We start from the raw sequence: 18,437 nt of genomic DNA, 5'->3' as shown, positions 1-18,437 counted from the left end.
AATTTCTAGGATTTTAAACATGACTGAGCGTGAACGTCCCCTTTCGGAAAGTCTAGAGTCTCACCCAGAGCAACCCCCAACGGAAGCTGAACGAGCGTTAGAACGAGAAACCCGACTTCCACTAACAGGCTGGCAACAAGAAGTTTCTAGAGGTTTGGAGTTTGGACTAGAAGCAGCAGAGAGTATTGGCGATCGCTCAATTCCCACCTTCTCTAGAGGAGAATTACCTCACTATGCTGGGATTAATACCTTTCTCAAAGCGCCTTATGTAGAAGATGTGCGTAAGGTTGGAGAGTATGATGTTGCTGTTGTCGGCGTACCTCATGACTCTGGCACTACCTATCGCCCCGGCACCCGTTTTGGTCCCCAAGGTATTCGCCGGATTTCTGCACTTTATACACCCTATAGTTTTGAACTCGGTGTCGATTTGCGAGAGCAAATTACCCTCTGTGATGTTGGGGATATTTTTACGATTCCCGCTAACAACGAAAAGTCCTTCGACCAGATTTCCAAAGGGATTGCTCACATCTTTAGTTCCGGTGCCTTCCCGATTATTTTAGGAGGTGATCACTCCATCGGATACCCTACTGTGCGGGGAATATGCCGTCACTTGGGCGACAAAAAAATGGGAATCATCCACTTTGATCGCCATGTGGATACTCAGGAAAAAGATTTAGATGAACGGATGCATACCTGCCCTTGGTTTCATGCCACCAACATCAAAAATGCACCTCCTAAAAATTTAGTGCAATTGGGAATTGGCGGCTGGCAAGTACCGCGTGAAGGTGTGAAATTCTACCGCGAACGGGCTAGCAATATTCTCACAGTTACAGACATCACAGAAATGGGCTTAGATGCCGCTGTAGAGTTCGCTTTAGAAAGAGCATTAGACGGTACAGATTGCGTCTATATCAGCTTTGATATTGATTGCATTGATGCTGGGTTTGTCCCTGGAACAGGTTGGCCAGAACCCGGTGGACTACTACCTCGTGAAGCACTCTATTTACTAGGCAAAATTATCCAACGTGCCCCTGTCTGCGGACTAGAGGTTGTTGAGGTTTCTCCTCCCTACGACGTTAGCGATATGACAGCTTTGATGGCGGCTCGTGTAATTTGCGACACAATGGGTCATTTAGTAGTGTCAGGTCAGTTACCGAGAAAGGAAAAACCCGCTTACATTCACCCGGAAGCCCAGCCGGAATTGGTTAATGAGTGGAAGTAAGCCATGCATGAAACTGATATGACCAAGGCGTTAATTATAACAGTTAAGGATTGGTGGGAATCCCAGCCAGAACGCCCGAAGATTTCCTGCGTTCACCTAATTGTCGGTAAGTTCACTTGTGTTGAACCTGTAAGTTTGCAATTTGCTTTTGAGGTGCAGTGTCGTAACACTTTTTTAGAAGGGGCAAAGCTTGAAATTCAAGAAACGCCTTTGATTGCCTTTTGCCATCGTTGCCAACAGGAATACAAACCTGAAATTGGGATTCAATACGCCTGTCCTGATTGTCATTCTCCAATGGACGATATTCGCTCAGGGCGGGAACTAAAAATTGACCGAGTTGAATACTGTTCTGACACTACTACCTCAGAGACTTATGCATCAAACCTTTGACGCTGCCTTAGGCATTAATTTACTACACGCCAATCAAGAGGGCGCTGACCATAATCGCGCTCATTTTAATGAATGGGGTATCACCTGTTTGAATATCATGAGCAGTCCCGGTGCAGGTAAAACTGTGCTGCTGGAACGAACGCTAGCCGGACTCAGTAATGAACTTAAAATTGCTGTAATTGAAGGCGACATGACGACGGAACTAGATGCCGATCGCCTACGCCAATACAATGTTCCAGTAATTGCGATTAATACAGGTCGTTCCTGCCATCTCGATTCCAAAATGGTCGCGGGTGGGATTCATCGATTAGCGCATGAATATAATCCTTCAGAATTCGAGCTGGTATTAGTCGAGAATGTCGGTAATCTCGTTTGTCCTGCTGAATTTGAAGTTGGTGAACACGCTAAAGTTGCTTTATTAAGCATTACAGAGGGAGAAGATAAGCCCCTGAAATATCCTGTGATGTTCCAAGAAGCCGACTGTTTGTTGATTACCAAGATGGACTTGGCACCGCATCTGGATGTTGATGTGAATCGGATTGTCGCGAATGTCCGGCAAATGAATCCAGATTGCACGATTATTTCTGTTTCTGCCAAGACAGGAGAGGGATTGGAAGCTTGGTTTGAATGGCTACGTGCTGTATGCGATCGCTCCTCAGTTTCTGAGCAACACCTATCGCCTATCCATTAAGAACCTAACAAACTTACTAATCTAGGGTGGGCATATTGCTCACCTGGCTATTCCCCAACTTCGTTGATTAGGAGGGAGATTGAAGCTCAGAGCCTTGGTTTAAGCAGTCACGCATTTAAGAAAGTGATCTGCACTCATGGGAAAAGGTAAAGGGGAAGGTAAAAAATTTTCCCTTTACCTTTCCCCTTTTCCCTAAAACCGATTAGTTAAATAGGCGGCGCGAGAGGCTCTTGGCAGCTTAATGAGCTTCACCTGATTCGACCTAACCTTAAAAATACTGTAAAGGCTTTGTAACGAATGTTACGGATTAGTGATCGTTATATTCGCTACACCATTAGTTAAGCAATCTACATAAATCGTCGCGGTGGACAGCTAACAGTTCACATTAAATTACTTTATGAAAAATTTGCTATGAAAATGCGATCGCCCTTATCCTACTGCATTGTCTTTTTCATCACCTTGTCTCTGGTCATCGGTTGCACCAATCCAGCCGTCTACATCAAAACCACGACAGAAATGGAAGCTGACGCTTCAGCAGTGGCGGGGGGAGTTCGTTTGGGATTTAGTGCGTGGCCGGGTTGGTTTCCCTGGCAGGTTGCCCAAGAACAAGGAATCTTTAAGAAAAACAATGTTTCAGTCGATCTGAAGTGGTTTGATGGCTATTTGGAATCGATCAGTACCCTAACTGCCGAGCAAATCGATGCCAATAGCCAAACTCTGGGAGATACAGTAAGTTCCGTATCCGGTGGCGTAGACCAAGTGATTGTCCTAGTTAACGACAACTCCACTGGCAATGACAAGGTGATCGTCCGGGATGGCATTAACTCTGTTGCCGACCTAAAAGGGAAAAAAGTCGCCGCAGAGGAAGGGACAGTCGATCACTTTCTGTTGTTACTGGGGCTACAGAAAGAAGGCTTATCAGACCGAGATATTCAGTTTGTCCCCTTAGAAACGGGTAAAGCCGCCTCTGCCTTTGTGGCAGAGCAAGTCGATGCCGTAGCAGTGTTTGCTCCCTTCACAACTCAGGCGCTGAAGCGACCAGGAAGTAAGGAACTTTTTAGCTCTAAGGATTTTCCAGGCGCGATTTCCGACCACTTAGTATTTACACGCAAGTTTGTAGACGAAAAGCCTGATCAGGTGCAAGCCCTTGTTAATTCCTGGTTTGCCACATTGGACTACATGAAGGCAAATCAGGACAAAGCATACGACATTATGGCGAAACGGGCAGGTGTCAAAGTTGACGAATATAAAGAGTACGCTGACGGCACTCAGATCTTCACAATCGAGGAAAACTTAAAAGCCTTCCAACCCGGTAATACTATGACCTCCTTACAGTTTGCTGCCCAGGAGATGACTAAATTCCTCACAGAAGTAGGTCTCGCTAAAACACAACCCGATCTGAGCAAATTATTTGACGATCGCTTCGTTAAAGCCTACGCCGAGAAAGTTAAGAAGTCATAAGCGAATTTAGATTTGGGGCTGCATCTTGTCTACTTGGGCGATTGGTAATCAATGCTCAAACTACTACTCAACTAGCGTTTCATCAACTCCCAGTTACCAAGAGCTAACAACCAACCTCATATATTGCTTTCCCAGTCATCCTGAAATTGAACCATGAGCCAAAGCAGCAGCCCTCGATCGATTCAAGAGTTTATCAAGCCTAAGAGTTTACATCCTACTGTTTTCTGGCGACTCGCGGAAGACATTCCCAGACCCCTTAATACAGCATTAATTGTCACCTCGATCGCATTGCCACTGCTGCTGTGGTGGTTGGTAACAACATTCGGCACTATAGACCCCAAATTTTTGCCCTCACCCGCTAAGGTGTGGGAAGCCTTTGTACGGCTGTGGAGTACCCGCGAACTCCTAAAAGATACAGTGGCGAGTTTATGGCGAGTCGGTGTTGGCTTTCTGTTGGCTGCACTCCTTTCCATTCCGGTTGGTGTGCTGATGGGCAGTTTTGCAAGTATTCGCGCCTTACTCGAACCGCTCTTCGGCTTGGTACGGTATATGCCTGCACCCGCCTTCATCCCTCTACTAATTCTGTATCTGGGCATCGGCGAGGAACCAAAAATTACCCTCATCTTCATCGGAGTCTTTTTCTTCAACTCGTTGATGGTGATGGATACCGTGAAGTTTGTGCCAAAAGAACTGATTGAAGCCACCTACATGCTGGGAGGAAATCGCTGGGCAACTCTAACTCAAGTGATTCTCCCCCACGTTTTGCCTGGAATCATCGATGCCTGCCGGATTAACCTCGCTGCTGCATGGCAATTGGTAATCGTCTCAGAACTAATTGCCGCATCAGAAGGCTTAGGTCGTCGGATTAGTGTAGCAGGTCGATTCCTAAGAACTGATGAAATTTTTGTGGGGTTGATTGTCATCGGGGTGATCGGGCTTGCCTTCGACCTATTATTCCAATACTTCCTACGAGTCTCTTGTAAGTGGGCCAATCAAAAGCGCTAACCAGGTATCCATTTGAGTTGCTCCTAATCCCCAATTCCCAATTCCCAATTCCCTATCTGGAGATTTAACAAAATGTTTCTACAAATTAACAACCTAAACAAGCACTTCCCAACGAAGCAAGGAAATTTAGTTGTCCTAAAAGACATTGATATGGCAATCGAGCAAGGTGAATTTATCTGTGCCGTAGGAGCATCGGGTTCGGGTAAATCTACGCTGCTACGGCAGATTGCCGGACTGGATAGCCCCACATCTGGAGAAGTCAGAATTGATAACGAGCTTGTCACTGGCCCTGGACCCGATCGCGGTATGGTGTTTCAGCACTACACACTCTACCCGTGGATGAGTGTCCAGGCAAATACTGAGTTTGGACTCAAACTTCAGGGCGTGCCGAAGAAGCAGCGACGTGAACAAGCCAGCTACTATTTAAATGTCGTCGGCTTAACAAAGTTTGCTAAGTCCTTGCCGAAGGAATTATCAGGCGGGATGAAGCAACGGGTTGCGATCGCTCGTGCTCTTGCCTCAGAACCCAAAGTGCTGTTGATGGATGAACCCTTCGGCGCATTGGACATCCACACCAAAGAGTCGATGCACGAATTTATCCTTGATCTTTGGCGGCGCACCAATGTCACGATCTTCATGATTACCCATGATGTGGAAGAAGCTGTCTTTCTCTCCAATCGGATTTATGCTCTAGGGGCACGTCCCGGCACAGTTAGAAAGGAAATGTCGATCCACCTGCCTGAACGCAGCCACACTGTTAAGCGCCACTCCATATTCCATGACTACCGAGATGAACTGATGGAGCTAATGCGGAGACATGGACAGGAGGCTGTTGCCGCAGTCGCTTAACGGCATTGGCTTTTAGTTTTAGCTGACGCGGGTGTTGTGCTGTTGTTCTATAGATGCAGGGCTTACGCAGCAAATCTACTTGTAGGGTGCGTTATTTAACGTACCCTACTACTGTTCAAACTAAATTCGATTCCATATCCCCTTTTGGGATTCTAGTCGTAGAGACGTTCCACCAGTTCGGCGAAGCTGTTCCCGAAGGGTACGTCTCTATATACTTTTATGGGTTGCAGAAAAAGGGGTAGCTAACCCGGATTCGGTATTACCTCTTTTGCCATAGCCCTCCAGAAAAACCAACACCTACAGTTTCAGTTGACAAGATTCGTCTACCTGTGAAGCAACCTCGTTAACACCTTGAGCCAGCAAAGTTAGCTCAATCTGTGTACTTGAAAAACTAGGATAATAAATTGCAGAGGATGGGGCTAGTCAATCTGCAAGGAAATCGAGTCACACTCAGCTGCGATTTATATCGGCAATATTTTGGCGATCGCGTTCCTGGCATCAGCAGGAGTTACGAATGCTAAGAATCAGACTTTTCAGGTTACCTTCAGTGCAGGGGTGGCTGAGTACTCTCAGGATGGTACTGACCTACAAGAACTTTACCGAGTAGCTGATGCTGCGCTGTACCAAGCTAAGGCAATTTTCCTATTCATAGGTCTATTGTTTATCGAGAAATTTAACATTTAGATAGTCGTACTGATTAAACCTAGTAATTTCTATATATCCAGATTTTTCGATTTCCTTTGGATATACAGGCACGAGCAGTAGACTTTTTTAGGCAAAAATTCTTCCTAATGCTAATAGAGAATCGAGCACCCTATTGCCAGAGAAAGATAAACACATATAGGGATAAAAATCAATAGTTGTTATTAATTTTCATTATATAAGCAGAATTTACAGCCATCATTATTGAATTATTTAATTTAATCCTTCTTTTTTTGTCAGGTAACCATTACACTGAGGTAATAAAGCTTAAAAAAAAGTTAAGTCAGTGCGTTCGCGAGTCCTGGGAACAACAGGGTAGGCTTAGTATTGCTTTCACAAATTTCAGAATTTCTCCATCCTAAAAGGTAAGGTTGATGGCTCAATTCTTCCTCGAAACGGCTTGGTTGATACCTTGCTATGCGCTAATTGGTTCAATTTTAGCGATACCTTGGTCTCCTAGCATTATCCGTCGCACGGGACCTAGACCAGCCGGTTACATCAATGCATTAATGACCCTCGTCGCATTCTTGCACGGTTTAATTGCTTTACCAGCGACTTGGAATCAACCCGCACAAGAAATACTAATTCCTTGGCTTCAAGTTGTCGATCTCGATCTGACCATTCCCTTGGAATTTTCTTCGATTACCATTGGCGCGACCCTAGTCATTACAGGGATAAACCTGCTGGCACAAATCTACGCTATTGGTTACATGGAGATGGATTGGGGTTGGGCACGCTTCTATGCGCTACTGGCATTATTTGAAGCTGGGATGTGTGCGCTTGCCCTCTGCAACTCCTTGTTTTTCAGCTACATTATTCTGGAAATCCTCACCCTCGGAACTTACCTCTTAGTCGGGTTTTGGTTCAATCAGTCTTTGGTGGTTACAGGTGCTAGAGATGCGTTCTTAACCAAGCGGGTGGGCGATTTATTTCTGCTGATGGGGGTTATTGCTATCTATCCCTTAGCAGGAACCTGGAATTTTTCGGAACTCGCCGAATGGGCAAGTACGGCAAACGTAGACCCAAAAGTTGCGGCGCTATTAGGTTTGGCTTTAATTGCAGGACCGATGGGCAAATGTGCCCAGTTTCCTCTCCATCTGTGGCTGGATTTAGCGATGGAAGGGCCAGTTCCCAGCACGATTTTGCGGAACGCAGTGGTTGTCTGCATGGGTGCTTGGGTACTCATTAAGATTGAACCCGTTATCGCGCTTTCTCCCTTGGCGGCATCAGCCACATTATTTATTGGTGCCGTGACAGCGTTGGGCGGTACGATGGTTGCGATCGCGCAAATTGACATCAAACGTACCCTGTCTTATCTGGTTAGCGCTTACATGGGTTTGGTGTTTATCGCCGTCGGCACTGGTCAAGCCCAAACAGCGCTAACGTTAATGTTGACCTATGCCGTAGCAATGGCTCTGCTGGTCATGAGCGTCGGTGCTATTGTCTGGAACAGCATCACCCAAGATGTTACCAAGTTAGGGGGGCTGTGGGCTAAAAGACCGGCTTCGGCATTCGCCTATATCGTCGGCGCTACGGGCTTAGTGGCAGTACCTCCTCTGGGTGGTTTCTTTGCTTTATTGCAAGTAGGCGACCATCTTTCTAACACTTACCCCTGGTTGCTAGGACTATTGCTACTGGTGAATGGTCTAGCGACCTTTAGCTTAACCCGCGTATTCGGCTTAGTGTTTGGCGGCAAACCCAAGCCAATGAGCGAACGCTCGCCCGAAGTTCACTGGCCGATGATTTTACCTATGATGCTCTTAATGGGCTTCACCCTCCATGTTCCGCTCATCCTCCTGCAATGGCAACTGATACCAGACTGGTCAACCTTGAATACAACGGTCGCTGGTTTGCTAGTTTTGTCTAGTGCAGTGGGTTGCAGTCTTGGGTCATTCATTTATCTCAACAACGGCTTTGCCAAACCCGTGCGCTTTGGCAGCAAGTCCCTGCAAGACCTCTTTGCCTACGACTTTTACACCGAGAAACTTTACCGCTTGACGATTGTATTTGTAGTTGACCTAGTCTCCAGGGGTATTTCCTGGGCTGACCGCTATATCGTTGACGGCGCAGTCAATTTAGTAGGGATATTAACCGTCTTCAGCGGACAGAGCTTAAAGTACAATGTTTCCGGTCAGACCCAGTTTTATGCCCTAACGATTCTATCGGGAATAGTGTTTTTTGGGATTGTAGTGAGCTGGCCTTTTTTGTCTCACCTTACCCTAATCAGTGGTGGCTAACGATTTGAAGGTTAGCCGATTGAACGTTAGCAAGTTAGGCGCTATGAGAAGAGTACTCACGAACATTACGATAAAAAACGCTTTCCCCTGACCCCTATTTTCAAGACAGACTGCCATGAACGCGAACTCGCAACGAAGGGATAAAATCATTACTCCTTCTGCCCTTTGCCTTCTGCCTTATTTTCAAGTTAGCGGCTTAGTAGTTATCAAATTGCCCTCTCAATTTTCAACCTTCAACTCTATTAAACTTTCGACTTTTGAATGCGTGACTTTTCTATGCTAAGTACCCTAATTTGGTTACCTCTATTAGGTGCTGCTATCATCGGGCTTTTGCCCAGAAATGTAGCAGGTACGCGGATACGTTCTATCGCTATTGCGATCGCAGCAGCTATCTTACTTGTCACTCTCTGGCTTGGTTTTCAATTTGACATAACCAATTCAGGAATTCAGTTTCAAGAGTATGTACCCTGGATTCCCCAAATTGGCTTGACCTATAAACTAGGTGTTGATGGGTTATCCTTTCCCTTACTAGCTCTAAGCAGCCTGCTGACGTTAATCGTTATCTTTAGCGCTAGGCTTGAGGTCGATCGACCTCGCCTCAAATATGCTCTAATTCTGCTCGTTAATGCTGGTGTTGCAGGAGCGTTTCTCGCCCAAAATTTACTGCTGTTCATCCTGTTCTACGAAGTAATCTTAATTCCCCTTTACCTATTGATTGCCATTTGGGGAGGTGAGAAGCGCGAATATGCAGCGATGAAGTTCCTCATCTATACAGCAGTATCGGGGATTCTGATTCTAGGCGCATTCCTGGGGATAACTTGGCTTTCCAACTCCACCAGCTTTGACTATGACGCAATTAAAACTCAAGGGTTATCCTTAACTACTCAGCTTGTTCTCTTGACCGCGATATTGGTAGGGTTTGGTATCAAAATCCCTTTGGTTCCTTTGCATACCTGGATGCCAGATGCTTATGTTGAAGCTTCTCCAGTAGTAGCAATTATTTTGGGTGGCATGGTTGCCAAGTTGGGAACCTATGGTTTGGTCCGGTTTGGTTTGCAGTTATTTCCTGAAACTTGGGCATTTGTGGCTCCGGGACTATCGATTATCGGCGTAGTGAGCGTCTTGTATGGGGGGCTGAGTGCGATCGCGCAAAAAGACATCAAGCGCATGGTAGCTTATAGCTCTATCGGTCACATGGGCTACATCGTTGTCGCCGCCGCCGCACTTACGCCCTTGAGCCTCTTGGGTGCTGTTTCCCAGATGGTGAGTCACGGTTTAATCCTGGCAATTCTGTTTTATCTCGTAGGTATTATCGAAGTCAAAGTTGGCACCCGCGACTTGGATGTTCTCAATGGTTTGATGAATCCCATGCGCGGTTTGCCCTTAGTGAGCGCTCTCCTAATTTTGAGTGGAATGGCTAGCGCTGGAATTCCTGGTTTAGTCGGCTTTATTGCTGAATTTATGGTGTTCCAAGGCACTTATCCGGTTTTCCCGTGGCAAACGCTGTTGTGTATCTTTGCATCTGGCTTAACCGCCGTTTACTTCGTGATTCTCCTCAACCGCACCTGTTTTGGCAAGCTTGACAACAAAACATCGTACTATCCCAAAGTCCTGTTCGCTGAAAAAGCCCCTGCTTTTGTTTTAGCTGCTCTCATCTTCTTCTTGGGGATACAACCTACTTGGTTAGTGCGCTGGATGGAGCCGACTACCACAGCAATTATTACGGCGGCTTCAACTGAAGGTAAGCAGCAAGTAGCCGTTAACTCTCAGCCAAACGTGGCAACTAACAAATAGCAAGTTCCGCCAGGGAAGTAATTCCCTGGCTAATAGCTAAAGTCCTAATCAATCCCTCGGCGGTTGAAAGTAATAGGTGCAAGACTCGCCATGAATTACCTTCACAACAAAGAATGAAAATTCCTCTCCCCTACCACCTAGCACCTACTCCCTATTTTCAATAGAGATGGGTAACCAGCAAAATCATCATTCTAAGCAAAAGAAATTAAGACCATGACCACAACTTTAGATAAATCTACTGCAAGTGAACCAAATAAACCTAAATTGCCTCCTTCTAGACATGAATTTGCTGATGTCATTCACCGCTTAGAAGCTGGTGGTGCAATGATACCGGATACGCCGGAAAATCTAATGCAAATTGTCGGCATTTGGAAAGCGTATGCTGTGCCAATGGATTTCTACTGGCGCGACTTGCTTTATATTGCCGAACGTGTCTTTTTAAATCCCCTCCCCTTCTTTAAATACTTCCTCCCCAAAGAGTATTTAGATCTGCACAATCATTACGCTGGCGACGATGCCGACTTGCGGATTTGGCGAGGAGAAGCGACTGCCCATCCCGAACTTTTGGAGTTTATCGAGAAGGGGGAAACAGGCAAAATGCCCAAGTTACTCCATCACTTGTGGCATGACCGGATTAATATGGAGTTCGCTGAAGCCTGTATGCGGGCGATGCTTTGGCATCGTAATATGTACGCGCCAGTTAACCAATTTGACCCCTACTTAGATTCTGAAGAATACAAAGCCAACGCAGATAGAGCAATTAAGGCTTACTTTAAGGGCAATCCTTTAATGTTGGGACTCCATAAAATGTTCCCAGAGATGTTTTTGGAGCAGTGCCGTCAGGCATCTTATTACAGCAATTTGGGGCTATTTTGGGAAATCATGGCTCCAGTTTTCTTTGAAATTTCTGACCTCTACGATGAGGGGAAAATTACAACGGTTCCGGAGGCGATGAATTTTATTGTAAATGGGATTTTTGCGATCGCAGGTCGTCCCATCTACCACCACGTCTACATCCGGGGTGAATGCTACGAAATCATCCCCAAATCAAAGGGTTTCACTTGGTTGTACGAAGCAGCGCTTCCCTATGTAGAAGCTGTTTTCTATCGCACCGCTCCATTTAGAGGAACAAAATCCTACAATGCTCAAGCTGGGGAAGTTCCCGACGATCAGAAAGACTTCCACTATGGAGTTCTCTATGCTGATAAATTCCCAGTTGGTACAGCAGGTATCCCACCGACACTGCTAATGCAGGATATGTACCATTTCCTGCCTCCCTATCTCAAGGACTTCTACAAAGATCGTTGCCGCAGCGATGATGATATCCTCAACCAAATTGCGGTAACGTTCCAGCGTTCGATGTACTGCGTTACCTCAGGGGTGTTTCAAGCGTTGCGGACTGCGCTTCTGTATCCGTTAGATGACCCGAATCCGAAGCACTTGCAAGCAAATCGAGAATTTTTTGAAGCGCAATTAGACCGCTTCTGTCGCCCCGAATATGGGATGCGTAATGCGGCTCGTTTGGGAGCTATTCAGACGCCGGATTATAGGTAGGGAAGGTAAATTTTTTCAGCCCTCCTTTTTAGCGGGGGCTTATTTTTTTAGAGGGGTGTTAGTGTTAACGTTGTCGATAACTGAAGCGCTAAGCTATGCTGCGATAGACACTGATAGATTTACGATATTTACTCATGCTTTCAGGTATTTACTCAGTTAAGTTCAGCTCAAATTTAGGAGACCTCGGTCTTGGAATAGCCGTTTTCGATAAAGGCAAAATTAATGGTGGCGACTTGACCTACTTATACAGAGGAAAATACAACATTATGGCAACTAGCAAATTGGTTAACCCACGCCACGAAGGCGACGCGCTTCGACGCTGAGTTCACGCTTGATGCCACGGAACACGTTTTATCAGCTTTTACAATGTCGATTCTCCGTTTTGAGCGGGGTATTCCAGAGCGATGTCCGCAATGCCAGTCTTATAAATTGGGATTAGATTACGTGCGTGACGATGATGGCGATAAGTGGAAACTGACCTTTTGTATGGTTTGTGACTGGAAAGATCCAGAAATTATGCTGGGTGGAGAGGAGCCGGAAGACCAAGAAGTCGAGAGCAACACAAGCCAATCCGAGAAAGACTTAGAACCGTGTGTAATTGTAGAAATACCACTACGGGGACCAAAGCCTCCAAACCCTCGCAATGAGGGAGTAGTATGAACATCCTTCATCTTGCCTAATTGATCGGGTTAAAGCTTGCGATCGCCTTTGGCACCAGCGAAGCTGATCGTGCTTTCCCTGTTTGCTGGATTAGCAAGTGCGATTACCTACGGTAGCGCTAAAAGCGATCGCGCGAGAATTTCTCTACAGCCCCGATCTGTGTTAGTGCCAAATAGCAGTTCAGCAACTTGGGGCAACTTGTCTTACCAACAAGGTTCACTCATCCCATCAGAATTACTGTGTCAATAACGTGGATGACACCGTTATCGGCTTCGATATCTGCGGCTAGAACAGTGGCATTTTTTACCTCAAAACCATCAGAGGTATCAATCCTTATCGGTGAACCTTCAACAGAGATAACTGAGTCCACTTTTTCCAAATCGGCTTTTGTTAACTTGCCAGAGACGACGTGATACTTCAAGATTCGGGTTAGCTGCGGAATGTTCTGCACGAGGGTTTGAATCGTTCCCGGCGGGAGTTTGGCAAAGGCCTCGTCATTCGGTGCAAATACAGTAAAAGGGCCGGGACTTTTCAGCGTCTCCACTAATCCAGCCGCTTTGACAGCAGTTACTAGAGTCTCGAAAGAACCCGCGCTAACCGCAATATCAACAATATCAGGCATTTATTTATACTCAGCTAAAATTTGCCAAAAAATCTAACTTATTATTTTACTTAAATTTTGTTGCTATTTTTTAGATTTGTAAGCGATCGTTTTATACCAGTCTTCTTATAAATTGACGAGTTTAGATTTGTTCCGACTAAAGAGAAGTCTGAGCGCTTTAGCTTAACCTTTTTTCTATTTGATATTAGACCTCTTGCATAAATCCTAGAATGCTTCCTAAATCTCCAAAATTGAGAAACTTTGAATTCAGGTTTCGCCTAGAATTGAGGGACTAAAGGGGCGAAAATCGACTTTTGCAAGAGGTCTATTCAAGGCTTGCGGGGAGAACCTGGCGATCGCCAGCCAGTTTTCTGACGCATTAGGTTGCCTCGATGCATAGAACCTGCAATGAGGCGGCTTAGGCGATTGCCTCTTTGCTGTAAACCAGGTCAACTGCTTGACGCAGGGCTTCGGTGCGATCGCTTAGAATATGGTCTGAGGTCACCAGATCAAACAGTCCTAACTTTTGCAAGCGACCCTGAATTTTCTCACTGGCACCGACGATATAGACCTGTAACCCCTTATCGTGGGCATCGCGAATCGCATTTTCGATCGCCAGTGAAGCCGTTACCCCCAGCAAGGGTACATCACTTAGATCCATCACCAACGCATCGGCTTCCTTCATGGCATTGTGTTCGCGTGCGATCGCCTTCGACAAGCCAAAAATCATCGGACCACTCAGGTAAAACAGCAAGACGCGCCCGTTGCCTTTATCCAGTAGTTGCTTCTGCTCAGCGCTCAACCGCACGTCGTCATCCGTATCGGTAATCAGCTTGACTTCCTTGGATTGCAAATTGCTCAACCGTTCAATGGTGAGGATATTGGCAATAAACACACCAACACCCACTGCCACGATCAGATCCACAAACACCGTCAAGAGCAACACCCCGTACATAATCAGGGAACCCCTGACAGACACTTGGTGCGATCGCTTCAGGAAGCTCCAGTCGAGAATATCAATCCCTACCTTAAGGGCAATACCCGCTAACACTGCCATCGGAATCGGTTCGGTAAGTCTGGCAGCACCCAAAACTACCACCAACAGCACCAGCGCCCGTGTTAAACCTGATAACGCCGAGGTTGCACCTGTTTGGATATTGACGACCGTCCCCATTGTTGCACCCGCACCCGGCAAGCCACCGCAGATTCCAGAAACAATGTTGCCGATGCCCTGACCAATCAACTCTTTATCAGACTTATGCTCAGTCCGGGTTAGACTATCCGCGATTACGGCTGTGAGCAAGGTATCGATACAACCCAACATCCCCAACATCACCCCATCCACAAACATCACCGTCAGTTGACCGGGTGTAAAGGTTGGGACGTATAACGGAGGTAGACCTACAGGAATTTCGCCAATGCGCCGAATATCTGCTCCTTGAAATACCGTTAAGGAAATCACCGTCCCGACAATCAGCGCGACTAATTGTGGGGGAACTAAACGCTTCAGCTTTTTGGGCATCAGGAAAATGAGCGCCAGCGTCACAGCACCCAGAATTGCCTCCGCCGGATTGATATTCGCCAGCAATTGCGGAATTGCTCCGACTGTGCCCAGAACACCCCCTTTAGGTGGGGCTTGGCCCAAAAACGGCGCAATTTGCAGAATAATCAAAATCACGCCAATCCCTGACATAAAGCCGGAAATGACGCTGTAGGGCATTAGGGTAACGTACTTCCCTAACTTGAAAATGCCAAAGATGATTTGAAATAGCCCTGCCAGCATGACAACGGTAAATGCCATCGCCAAACCATTTTCTGGATTGCTGGCTGTGAGTCCTGCCACAATCGCGGTCATTACCACGGTCATGGGTCCAGTTGGTTCAGAAATCAGCGTGGGAGTACCGCCAAATAACGCCGCAAAGAAACCGACGCAAACGGCACCATACAGACCACCGATTGGTCCGACCCCGGAGGCAACCCCGAAAGCTAGGGCAAGGGGTAACGAGACAATGGCAGCCGTAACACCTCCAAAGATATCGCCTCGCAGGTTGTTAAAACTAATACGATTAGTAATTGACATGGAACAGTGACAGACAGAATAGTAGGACAGTCCTGGCTTTGAACGATTGAGCGATCGCAAGGCAAAACTTCTGCCTTTTCAAAGAAATCTGCTCTAGCACAATAGAGCAGATTTAAATGACAATCTGCCTCTGTGCCCTCAGAAATTCCAAACTTTTGAATGATTTGAATACTTTAATATTTTTTTAATATACATTTATATGCGTATGAATACTCACTCTCTAATCAAGAGAACAGTCAATTTTTCATTGAAAATTCTTAGCGTTTCCCTAGATTAGAGCAACCAACCCATCGGTTATTGCTCCATAAATTAAATATTCGACATCTTCCCAAAAGTGTCTGAAACCCTATTGCTACTAAAGCTTTCCCCTTTTTTATTCCCTTCTGCCTTCTGCCTTCTGCCTCCTGCCCTCTGCCTTTCTCTGTACATCAATCACCGATGACCTCAAGGGGTTTTTCACTACGGGAGCATCACGACTAGGGAAAATAGGCGATCGCCAATATCGCAGCAACGCTGCTGCGATATTGGCGATCGCGCTCTCTACAACTGTGCCAAGCATCCGTCAACCACTATCTAAATTGATAGGTTTTGGATTTTTTGGATAGGGCGATCTCAGGGTGAGACAATTTAATGAGTGGAAGATGTATGGAAGATTTCAGTAACTTTCTGAACATGCCTGCAAAACCCTCTCTCGCATATCAACCTTTTCTGCTTCGTATTCTGCATGGGTTGACTGGTCTTTTCGTAATTGCTGCGATTTTGACCGCATTCTGGACATACGATGTCTACGACGGACGATGGGGAAGAATTCCCTTGCCTGAGTTAAAGGAAATAGAAGGAATTCATGGCACATTTGGGCTATATGCCTTACTTATATTCCCTCTATTTGCTTTATACGCTTTCCATCGTGGACACAAAAGACTTATCCAGCAGGATTTTGTGGCAAAACTTGGACAGTTGGGTAAACCTATATGGTGGTACACGCTGCATCGACTAATTAACACGCTTGCTATCTTGGCACTGACTTTTGCCGTTTTCTCTGGCAAGATGATGGATGAAAATTGGTTACCTAAGGGAGAGCTTAATCATGGTTGGTATTATGCTCACCTCATTTCCTGGGTGGTAATGGTTGTCTGTATCGCCTTGCATCTCTTAATGAGTGCCAAGGTAGGAGGAATTCCCCTTCTCTTGTCAATCTTAAGTTACCAGTTCCGCCCTAAAGATAGTCCCGCTTTGTGGCGCGAAAATATTGTTCACTGGTGGTATGGTTTGCGACCGACTTTGGCTAAAGAGTGGCGAAAACTGTCTTTTCCCATCAAAGTTTTAGAGATTATCGTGTTGATGAGCCTAACTGCTGCTTGGATTGTTCCACTCTTTAAGTAGTTGATTAGCTTGAACATAAGCTAACAACTTGTTGGAGCGGATGCAAAGTCGGTCAACTACTGGCTAAGAGTCAATAAAACAGTATGAAAAACTCGGTTGATAAACGGTGACCGAAATTAATGGGATTCAAGCCCCGCCCTGAAACGGCGGCTTTGATGTTTGATGTATTGCTTCAACACTTCAAGGGTTGGTATTCAGGGTTAAGTAAACGTGACATTACTGATAAGGCAGTAGGCAAGAGGTTGATAGTGGGGCGATCGCAATCTGTGGTGTTCATGGTAAATCGATCGCCCCCAGCAACCTCACGGTGTAGGCTAAGATTTACCCACTACAAGGGGTTGTTCGCTCGAAGGTTCTCCTGTAGTTGGGGGTTCCACAGGTTGACCAAAAGCGATCCGCAGAAACGGCGGTGCCAGAAATGTGGTCAGAATCACCATGACAATAATCGATACCTCCAACGGCTTATCCAGAACCCCACTTGCAGAACCGATTCCGGCAAACACTAACCCGACTTCACCCCGTGGAACCATGCCAACCCCGATCGCAAGTCGATTAATTCCGGGCTGACCAAACACCGCCCAACCCGTCACGACCTTGCCGACAATGGCAACCACCATCAAAAATGCGGCAATCAAAAGTCCAGCACGATTCTCAGGCACCGTCGGATTTAACACACCCAGATCAGCCCGCGCTCCTACAGTCACAAAGAAGATGGGCACTAGTAAATCGGCGATCGGCTTCACAAGTTCATCCAACTCATTGCGGGCATCGGTTTCATCCAGAACCAAGCCAGCGGCAAAAGCACCCAAAATTGCTTCTAAATGAATCGCGTTGCCCAGAAATGCCATGAAGAAGGCAAAGATAAATGCTGGCATGACCACGTTGCCACGGGTTTTGAGTTTCTCCACAATCGCAACGAAGGTTTTGTTGAAGATGCCACCCAACAGAATGGAACCAATCAGAAACGCTGTTGCACTCACAATCAGGTAGATGACATTCGCAACATCAATCTCACCCGTTTTAGCTAAACTGGCGACAACAGCCAGGACAATGATTCCCAGTACATCATCAATAACCGCAGCACCAACAATGATCTGACCTTCTTTGGATTTAAGCTGTCCTATTTCAGACAACACTTTGGATGTAATCCCGATACTGGTTGCCGTCAATGCCGCCCCCGCAAAAATTGCTGGAATCGCGGCAACATGGAATAACATCATCAAGCCAACGGTACCAGCGGCAAAGGGAACTGCCACCCCCACACAGGCGACAATCACAGCTTGAGTACCCACTTCTTTGAGTTGTCTGAGATCCGATTCCAGACCAATTTCAAATAGCAGAATAATCACGCCCAATTCAGCCAGCACTGAAATGACTTCACTTTGGGACTCAAATACACTCGTGAGGGCTGCGGGAGACAGATGATTAATCCATTGCAGCACGGTCATAACCGCTGAGTCTGAGGCGGAAAGTCCACTTTCGGGAAAGATGATCAGGTGTAAAGCAGATACCCCGACAATTACCCCTGCCACCAGTTCACCCAGAACGGGTGGCAAATCAAATCGTCTAGCCGCTTCTGCGCCAAGTTTGCTGGCGAGATAAATCACTACTAAACTCAGCAGAACTCCCGCCAGAACAATCGGTGAATTTTCTGCCTCGACCGTTGCCAACAAGGGCATGGGAGAAACTAGGGATGCCATCCCAGAACTTAAAGCTGTAATTGTAGGGTTCAAAAACATGATTAGGTTGTGGTGGTAAAAACGATTTAAACCTGATTTGAATTAGAGGCAACCGATTGCTTACGGCAC

17 protein-coding genes are annotated in these 18,437 nt (G+C 46.3%); 13 read left to right on the top strand and 4 right to left on the bottom strand.

Going from position 1 to position 18,437, the window contains the following annotated elements; all coding sequences use genetic code 11:
• Positions 1 to 19: 19 nt before the first annotated feature.
• The 12 genes from speB (at position 20) to AC5JL3_RS30125 (ending at position 12,565) form a co-directional block, all read left to right on the top strand.
• On the top strand, positions 20 to 1,222 hold the full coding sequence (gene speB / locus AC5JL3_RS30180) for an agmatinase (RefSeq protein WP_496077960.1): 1,203 nt from the start codon (positions 20 to 22) through the stop codon (positions 1,220 to 1,222).
• Positions 1,223 to 1,225: 3 nt separating this feature from the next.
• Positions 1,226 to 1,612, top strand: a complete 387-nt coding sequence (gene hypA / locus AC5JL3_RS30175; RefSeq protein ID WP_496077959.1) for a hydrogenase maturation nickel metallochaperone HypA — start codon at positions 1,226 to 1,228, stop codon at positions 1,610 to 1,612.
• Complete coding sequence (hypB, locus tag AC5JL3_RS30170; protein ID WP_496077958.1) at positions 1,596 to 2,303, top strand: hydrogenase nickel incorporation protein HypB; 708 nt, start codon at positions 1,596 to 1,598, stop codon at positions 2,301 to 2,303. The genes hypA and hypB overlap by 17 nt, the downstream gene beginning before the upstream one ends.
• Before the next feature lie 411 nt (positions 2,304 to 2,714).
• Entirely contained in the window at positions 2,715 to 3,764 is a 1,050-nt protein-coding gene (locus tag AC5JL3_RS30165) for an ABC transporter substrate-binding protein (RefSeq protein ID WP_496077957.1), read from the top strand.
• Positions 3,765 to 3,917: 153 nt separating this feature from the next.
• The gene (locus AC5JL3_RS30160) at positions 3,918 to 4,769 is read left to right on the top strand and encodes an ABC transporter permease (RefSeq protein ID WP_496077956.1); all 852 of its coding nucleotides are present in this window, start codon (positions 3,918 to 3,920) and stop codon (positions 4,767 to 4,769) included.
• A 72-nt stretch (positions 4,770 to 4,841) separates the two neighbouring features.
• On the top strand, positions 4,842 to 5,618 hold the full coding sequence (locus AC5JL3_RS30155) for an ABC transporter ATP-binding protein (protein ID WP_496077955.1): 777 nt from the start codon (positions 4,842 to 4,844) through the stop codon (positions 5,616 to 5,618).
• Positions 5,619 to 6,031: 413 nt separating this feature from the next.
• The gene (locus AC5JL3_RS30150) at positions 6,032 to 6,139 is read left to right on the top strand and encodes a hypothetical protein (RefSeq protein WP_496077954.1); all 108 of its coding nucleotides are present in this window, start codon (positions 6,032 to 6,034) and stop codon (positions 6,137 to 6,139) included.
• Positions 6,096 to 6,302, top strand: coding sequence for a diguanylate cyclase domain-containing protein (locus AC5JL3_RS30145; protein ID WP_496077953.1), 207 nt, complete (start codon positions 6,096 to 6,098; stop codon positions 6,300 to 6,302). Before AC5JL3_RS30150 ends, AC5JL3_RS30145 begins: the two co-directional genes overlap by 44 nt.
• Positions 6,303 to 6,694: 392 nt before the next feature.
• A complete protein-coding gene (locus AC5JL3_RS30140; protein ID WP_496077952.1) occupies positions 6,695 to 8,557 on the top strand; it encodes an NAD(P)H-quinone oxidoreductase subunit F in 1,863 nt (620 codons plus the stop codon).
• A gap of 276 nt (positions 8,558 to 8,833) precedes the next feature.
• Positions 8,834 to 10,351: an NADH-quinone oxidoreductase subunit M gene (locus AC5JL3_RS30135; protein WP_496078013.1), complete on the top strand. Its 1,518-nt coding sequence runs from the start codon at positions 8,834 to 8,836 to the stop codon at positions 10,349 to 10,351.
• 213 nt (positions 10,352 to 10,564) lie between these two features.
• Positions 10,565 to 11,905 carry a CO2 hydration protein gene (locus AC5JL3_RS30130; RefSeq protein WP_496077951.1) on the top strand — a complete coding sequence of 447 codons (1,341 nt, stop codon included), beginning with the start codon at positions 10,565 to 10,567 and terminating at the stop codon, positions 11,903 to 11,905.
• A 366-nt stretch (positions 11,906 to 12,271) separates the two neighbouring features.
• Positions 12,272 to 12,565, top strand: a complete 294-nt coding sequence (locus AC5JL3_RS30125) for a hypothetical protein (protein ID WP_496077950.1) — start codon at positions 12,272 to 12,274, stop codon at positions 12,563 to 12,565.
• Between the two features lie 220 nt (positions 12,566 to 12,785).
• Here AC5JL3_RS30125 and AC5JL3_RS30120 read toward each other — a convergent pair whose 3' ends face one another.
• The 3 genes from AC5JL3_RS30120 to AC5JL3_RS30110 form a co-directional block, all read right to left on the bottom strand.
• The gene (locus tag AC5JL3_RS30120) at positions 12,786 to 13,187 is read right to left on the bottom strand and encodes a fasciclin domain-containing protein (RefSeq protein ID WP_496077949.1); all 402 of its coding nucleotides are present in this window, start codon (positions 13,185 to 13,187) and stop codon (positions 12,786 to 12,788) included.
• Between the two features lie 397 nt (positions 13,188 to 13,584).
• Positions 13,585 to 15,246, bottom strand: a complete 1,662-nt coding sequence (gene bicA / locus AC5JL3_RS30115; RefSeq protein ID WP_496077948.1) for a bicarbonate transporter BicA — start codon at positions 15,244 to 15,246, stop codon at positions 13,585 to 13,587.
• A gap of 373 nt (positions 15,247 to 15,619) precedes the next feature.
• Positions 15,620 to 15,805 carry a hypothetical protein gene (locus AC5JL3_RS30110; protein WP_496077947.1) on the bottom strand — a complete coding sequence of 62 codons (186 nt, stop codon included), beginning with the start codon at positions 15,803 to 15,805 and terminating at the stop codon, positions 15,620 to 15,622.
• A 113-nt stretch (positions 15,806 to 15,918) separates the two neighbouring features.
• On the opposite strand from AC5JL3_RS30110, the gene AC5JL3_RS30105 reads away from it, so the two are divergent.
• Positions 15,919 to 16,629, top strand: coding sequence for a cytochrome b/b6 domain-containing protein (locus AC5JL3_RS30105; protein WP_496077946.1), 711 nt, complete (start codon positions 15,919 to 15,921; stop codon positions 16,627 to 16,629).
• 314 nt (positions 16,630 to 16,943) lie between these two features.
• Here AC5JL3_RS30105 and AC5JL3_RS30100 read toward each other — a convergent pair whose 3' ends face one another.
• The gene (locus tag AC5JL3_RS30100) at positions 16,944 to 18,368 is read right to left on the bottom strand and encodes a cation:proton antiporter (RefSeq protein WP_496077945.1); all 1,425 of its coding nucleotides are present in this window, start codon (positions 18,366 to 18,368) and stop codon (positions 16,944 to 16,946) included.
• Positions 18,369 to 18,437: the final 69 nt, after the last annotated feature.

The sequence above is a fragment of the Symplocastrum torsivum genome, from assembly GCF_059505465.1.
Note: the sequence above shows the minus strand (reverse complement) of the source record. Positions and strands in the feature narration are given on the sequence as shown.

Bases quoted from the DNA above. Each gene is read 5' to 3' on its own strand.
- speB (WP_496077960.1), top strand. From the start codon at position 20: ATGACTGAGCGTGAACGTCCCCTTTCGGAAAGTCTAGAGTCTCACCCA.
- hypA (WP_496077959.1), top strand. From the start codon at position 1,226: ATGCATGAAACTGATATGACCAAGGCGTTAATTATAACAGTTAAGGAT.
- hypB (WP_496077958.1), top strand. From the start codon at position 1,596: ATGCATCAAACCTTTGACGCTGCCTTAGGCATTAATTTACTACACGCC.
- AC5JL3_RS30165 (WP_496077957.1), top strand. From the start codon at position 2,715: ATGAAAATGCGATCGCCCTTATCCTACTGCATTGTCTTTTTCATCACC.
- AC5JL3_RS30160 (WP_496077956.1), top strand. From the start codon at position 3,918: ATGAGCCAAAGCAGCAGCCCTCGATCGATTCAAGAGTTTATCAAGCCT.
- AC5JL3_RS30155 (WP_496077955.1), top strand. From the start codon at position 4,842: ATGTTTCTACAAATTAACAACCTAAACAAGCACTTCCCAACGAAGCAA.
- AC5JL3_RS30150 (WP_496077954.1), top strand. From the start codon at position 6,032: ATGGGGCTAGTCAATCTGCAAGGAAATCGAGTCACACTCAGCTGCGAT.
- AC5JL3_RS30140 (WP_496077952.1), top strand. From the start codon at position 6,695: ATGGCTCAATTCTTCCTCGAAACGGCTTGGTTGATACCTTGCTATGCG.
- AC5JL3_RS30135 (WP_496078013.1), top strand. From the start codon at position 8,834: ATGCTAAGTACCCTAATTTGGTTACCTCTATTAGGTGCTGCTATCATC.
- AC5JL3_RS30130 (WP_496077951.1), top strand. From the start codon at position 10,565: ATGACCACAACTTTAGATAAATCTACTGCAAGTGAACCAAATAAACCT.
- AC5JL3_RS30125 (WP_496077950.1), top strand. From the start codon at position 12,272: ATGTCGATTCTCCGTTTTGAGCGGGGTATTCCAGAGCGATGTCCGCAA.
- AC5JL3_RS30120 (WP_496077949.1), bottom strand. From the start codon at position 13,187: ATGCCTGATATTGTTGATATTGCGGTTAGCGCGGGTTCTTTCGAGACT.
- bicA (WP_496077948.1), bottom strand. From the start codon at position 15,246: ATGTCAATTACTAATCGTATTAGTTTTAACAACCTGCGAGGCGATATC.
- AC5JL3_RS30110 (WP_496077947.1), bottom strand. From the start codon at position 15,805: ATGCTTGGCACAGTTGTAGAGAGCGCGATCGCCAATATCGCAGCAGCG.
- AC5JL3_RS30105 (WP_496077946.1), top strand. From the start codon at position 15,919: ATGCCTGCAAAACCCTCTCTCGCATATCAACCTTTTCTGCTTCGTATT.
- AC5JL3_RS30100 (WP_496077945.1), bottom strand. From the start codon at position 18,368: ATGTTTTTGAACCCTACAATTACAGCTTTAAGTTCTGGGATGGCATCC.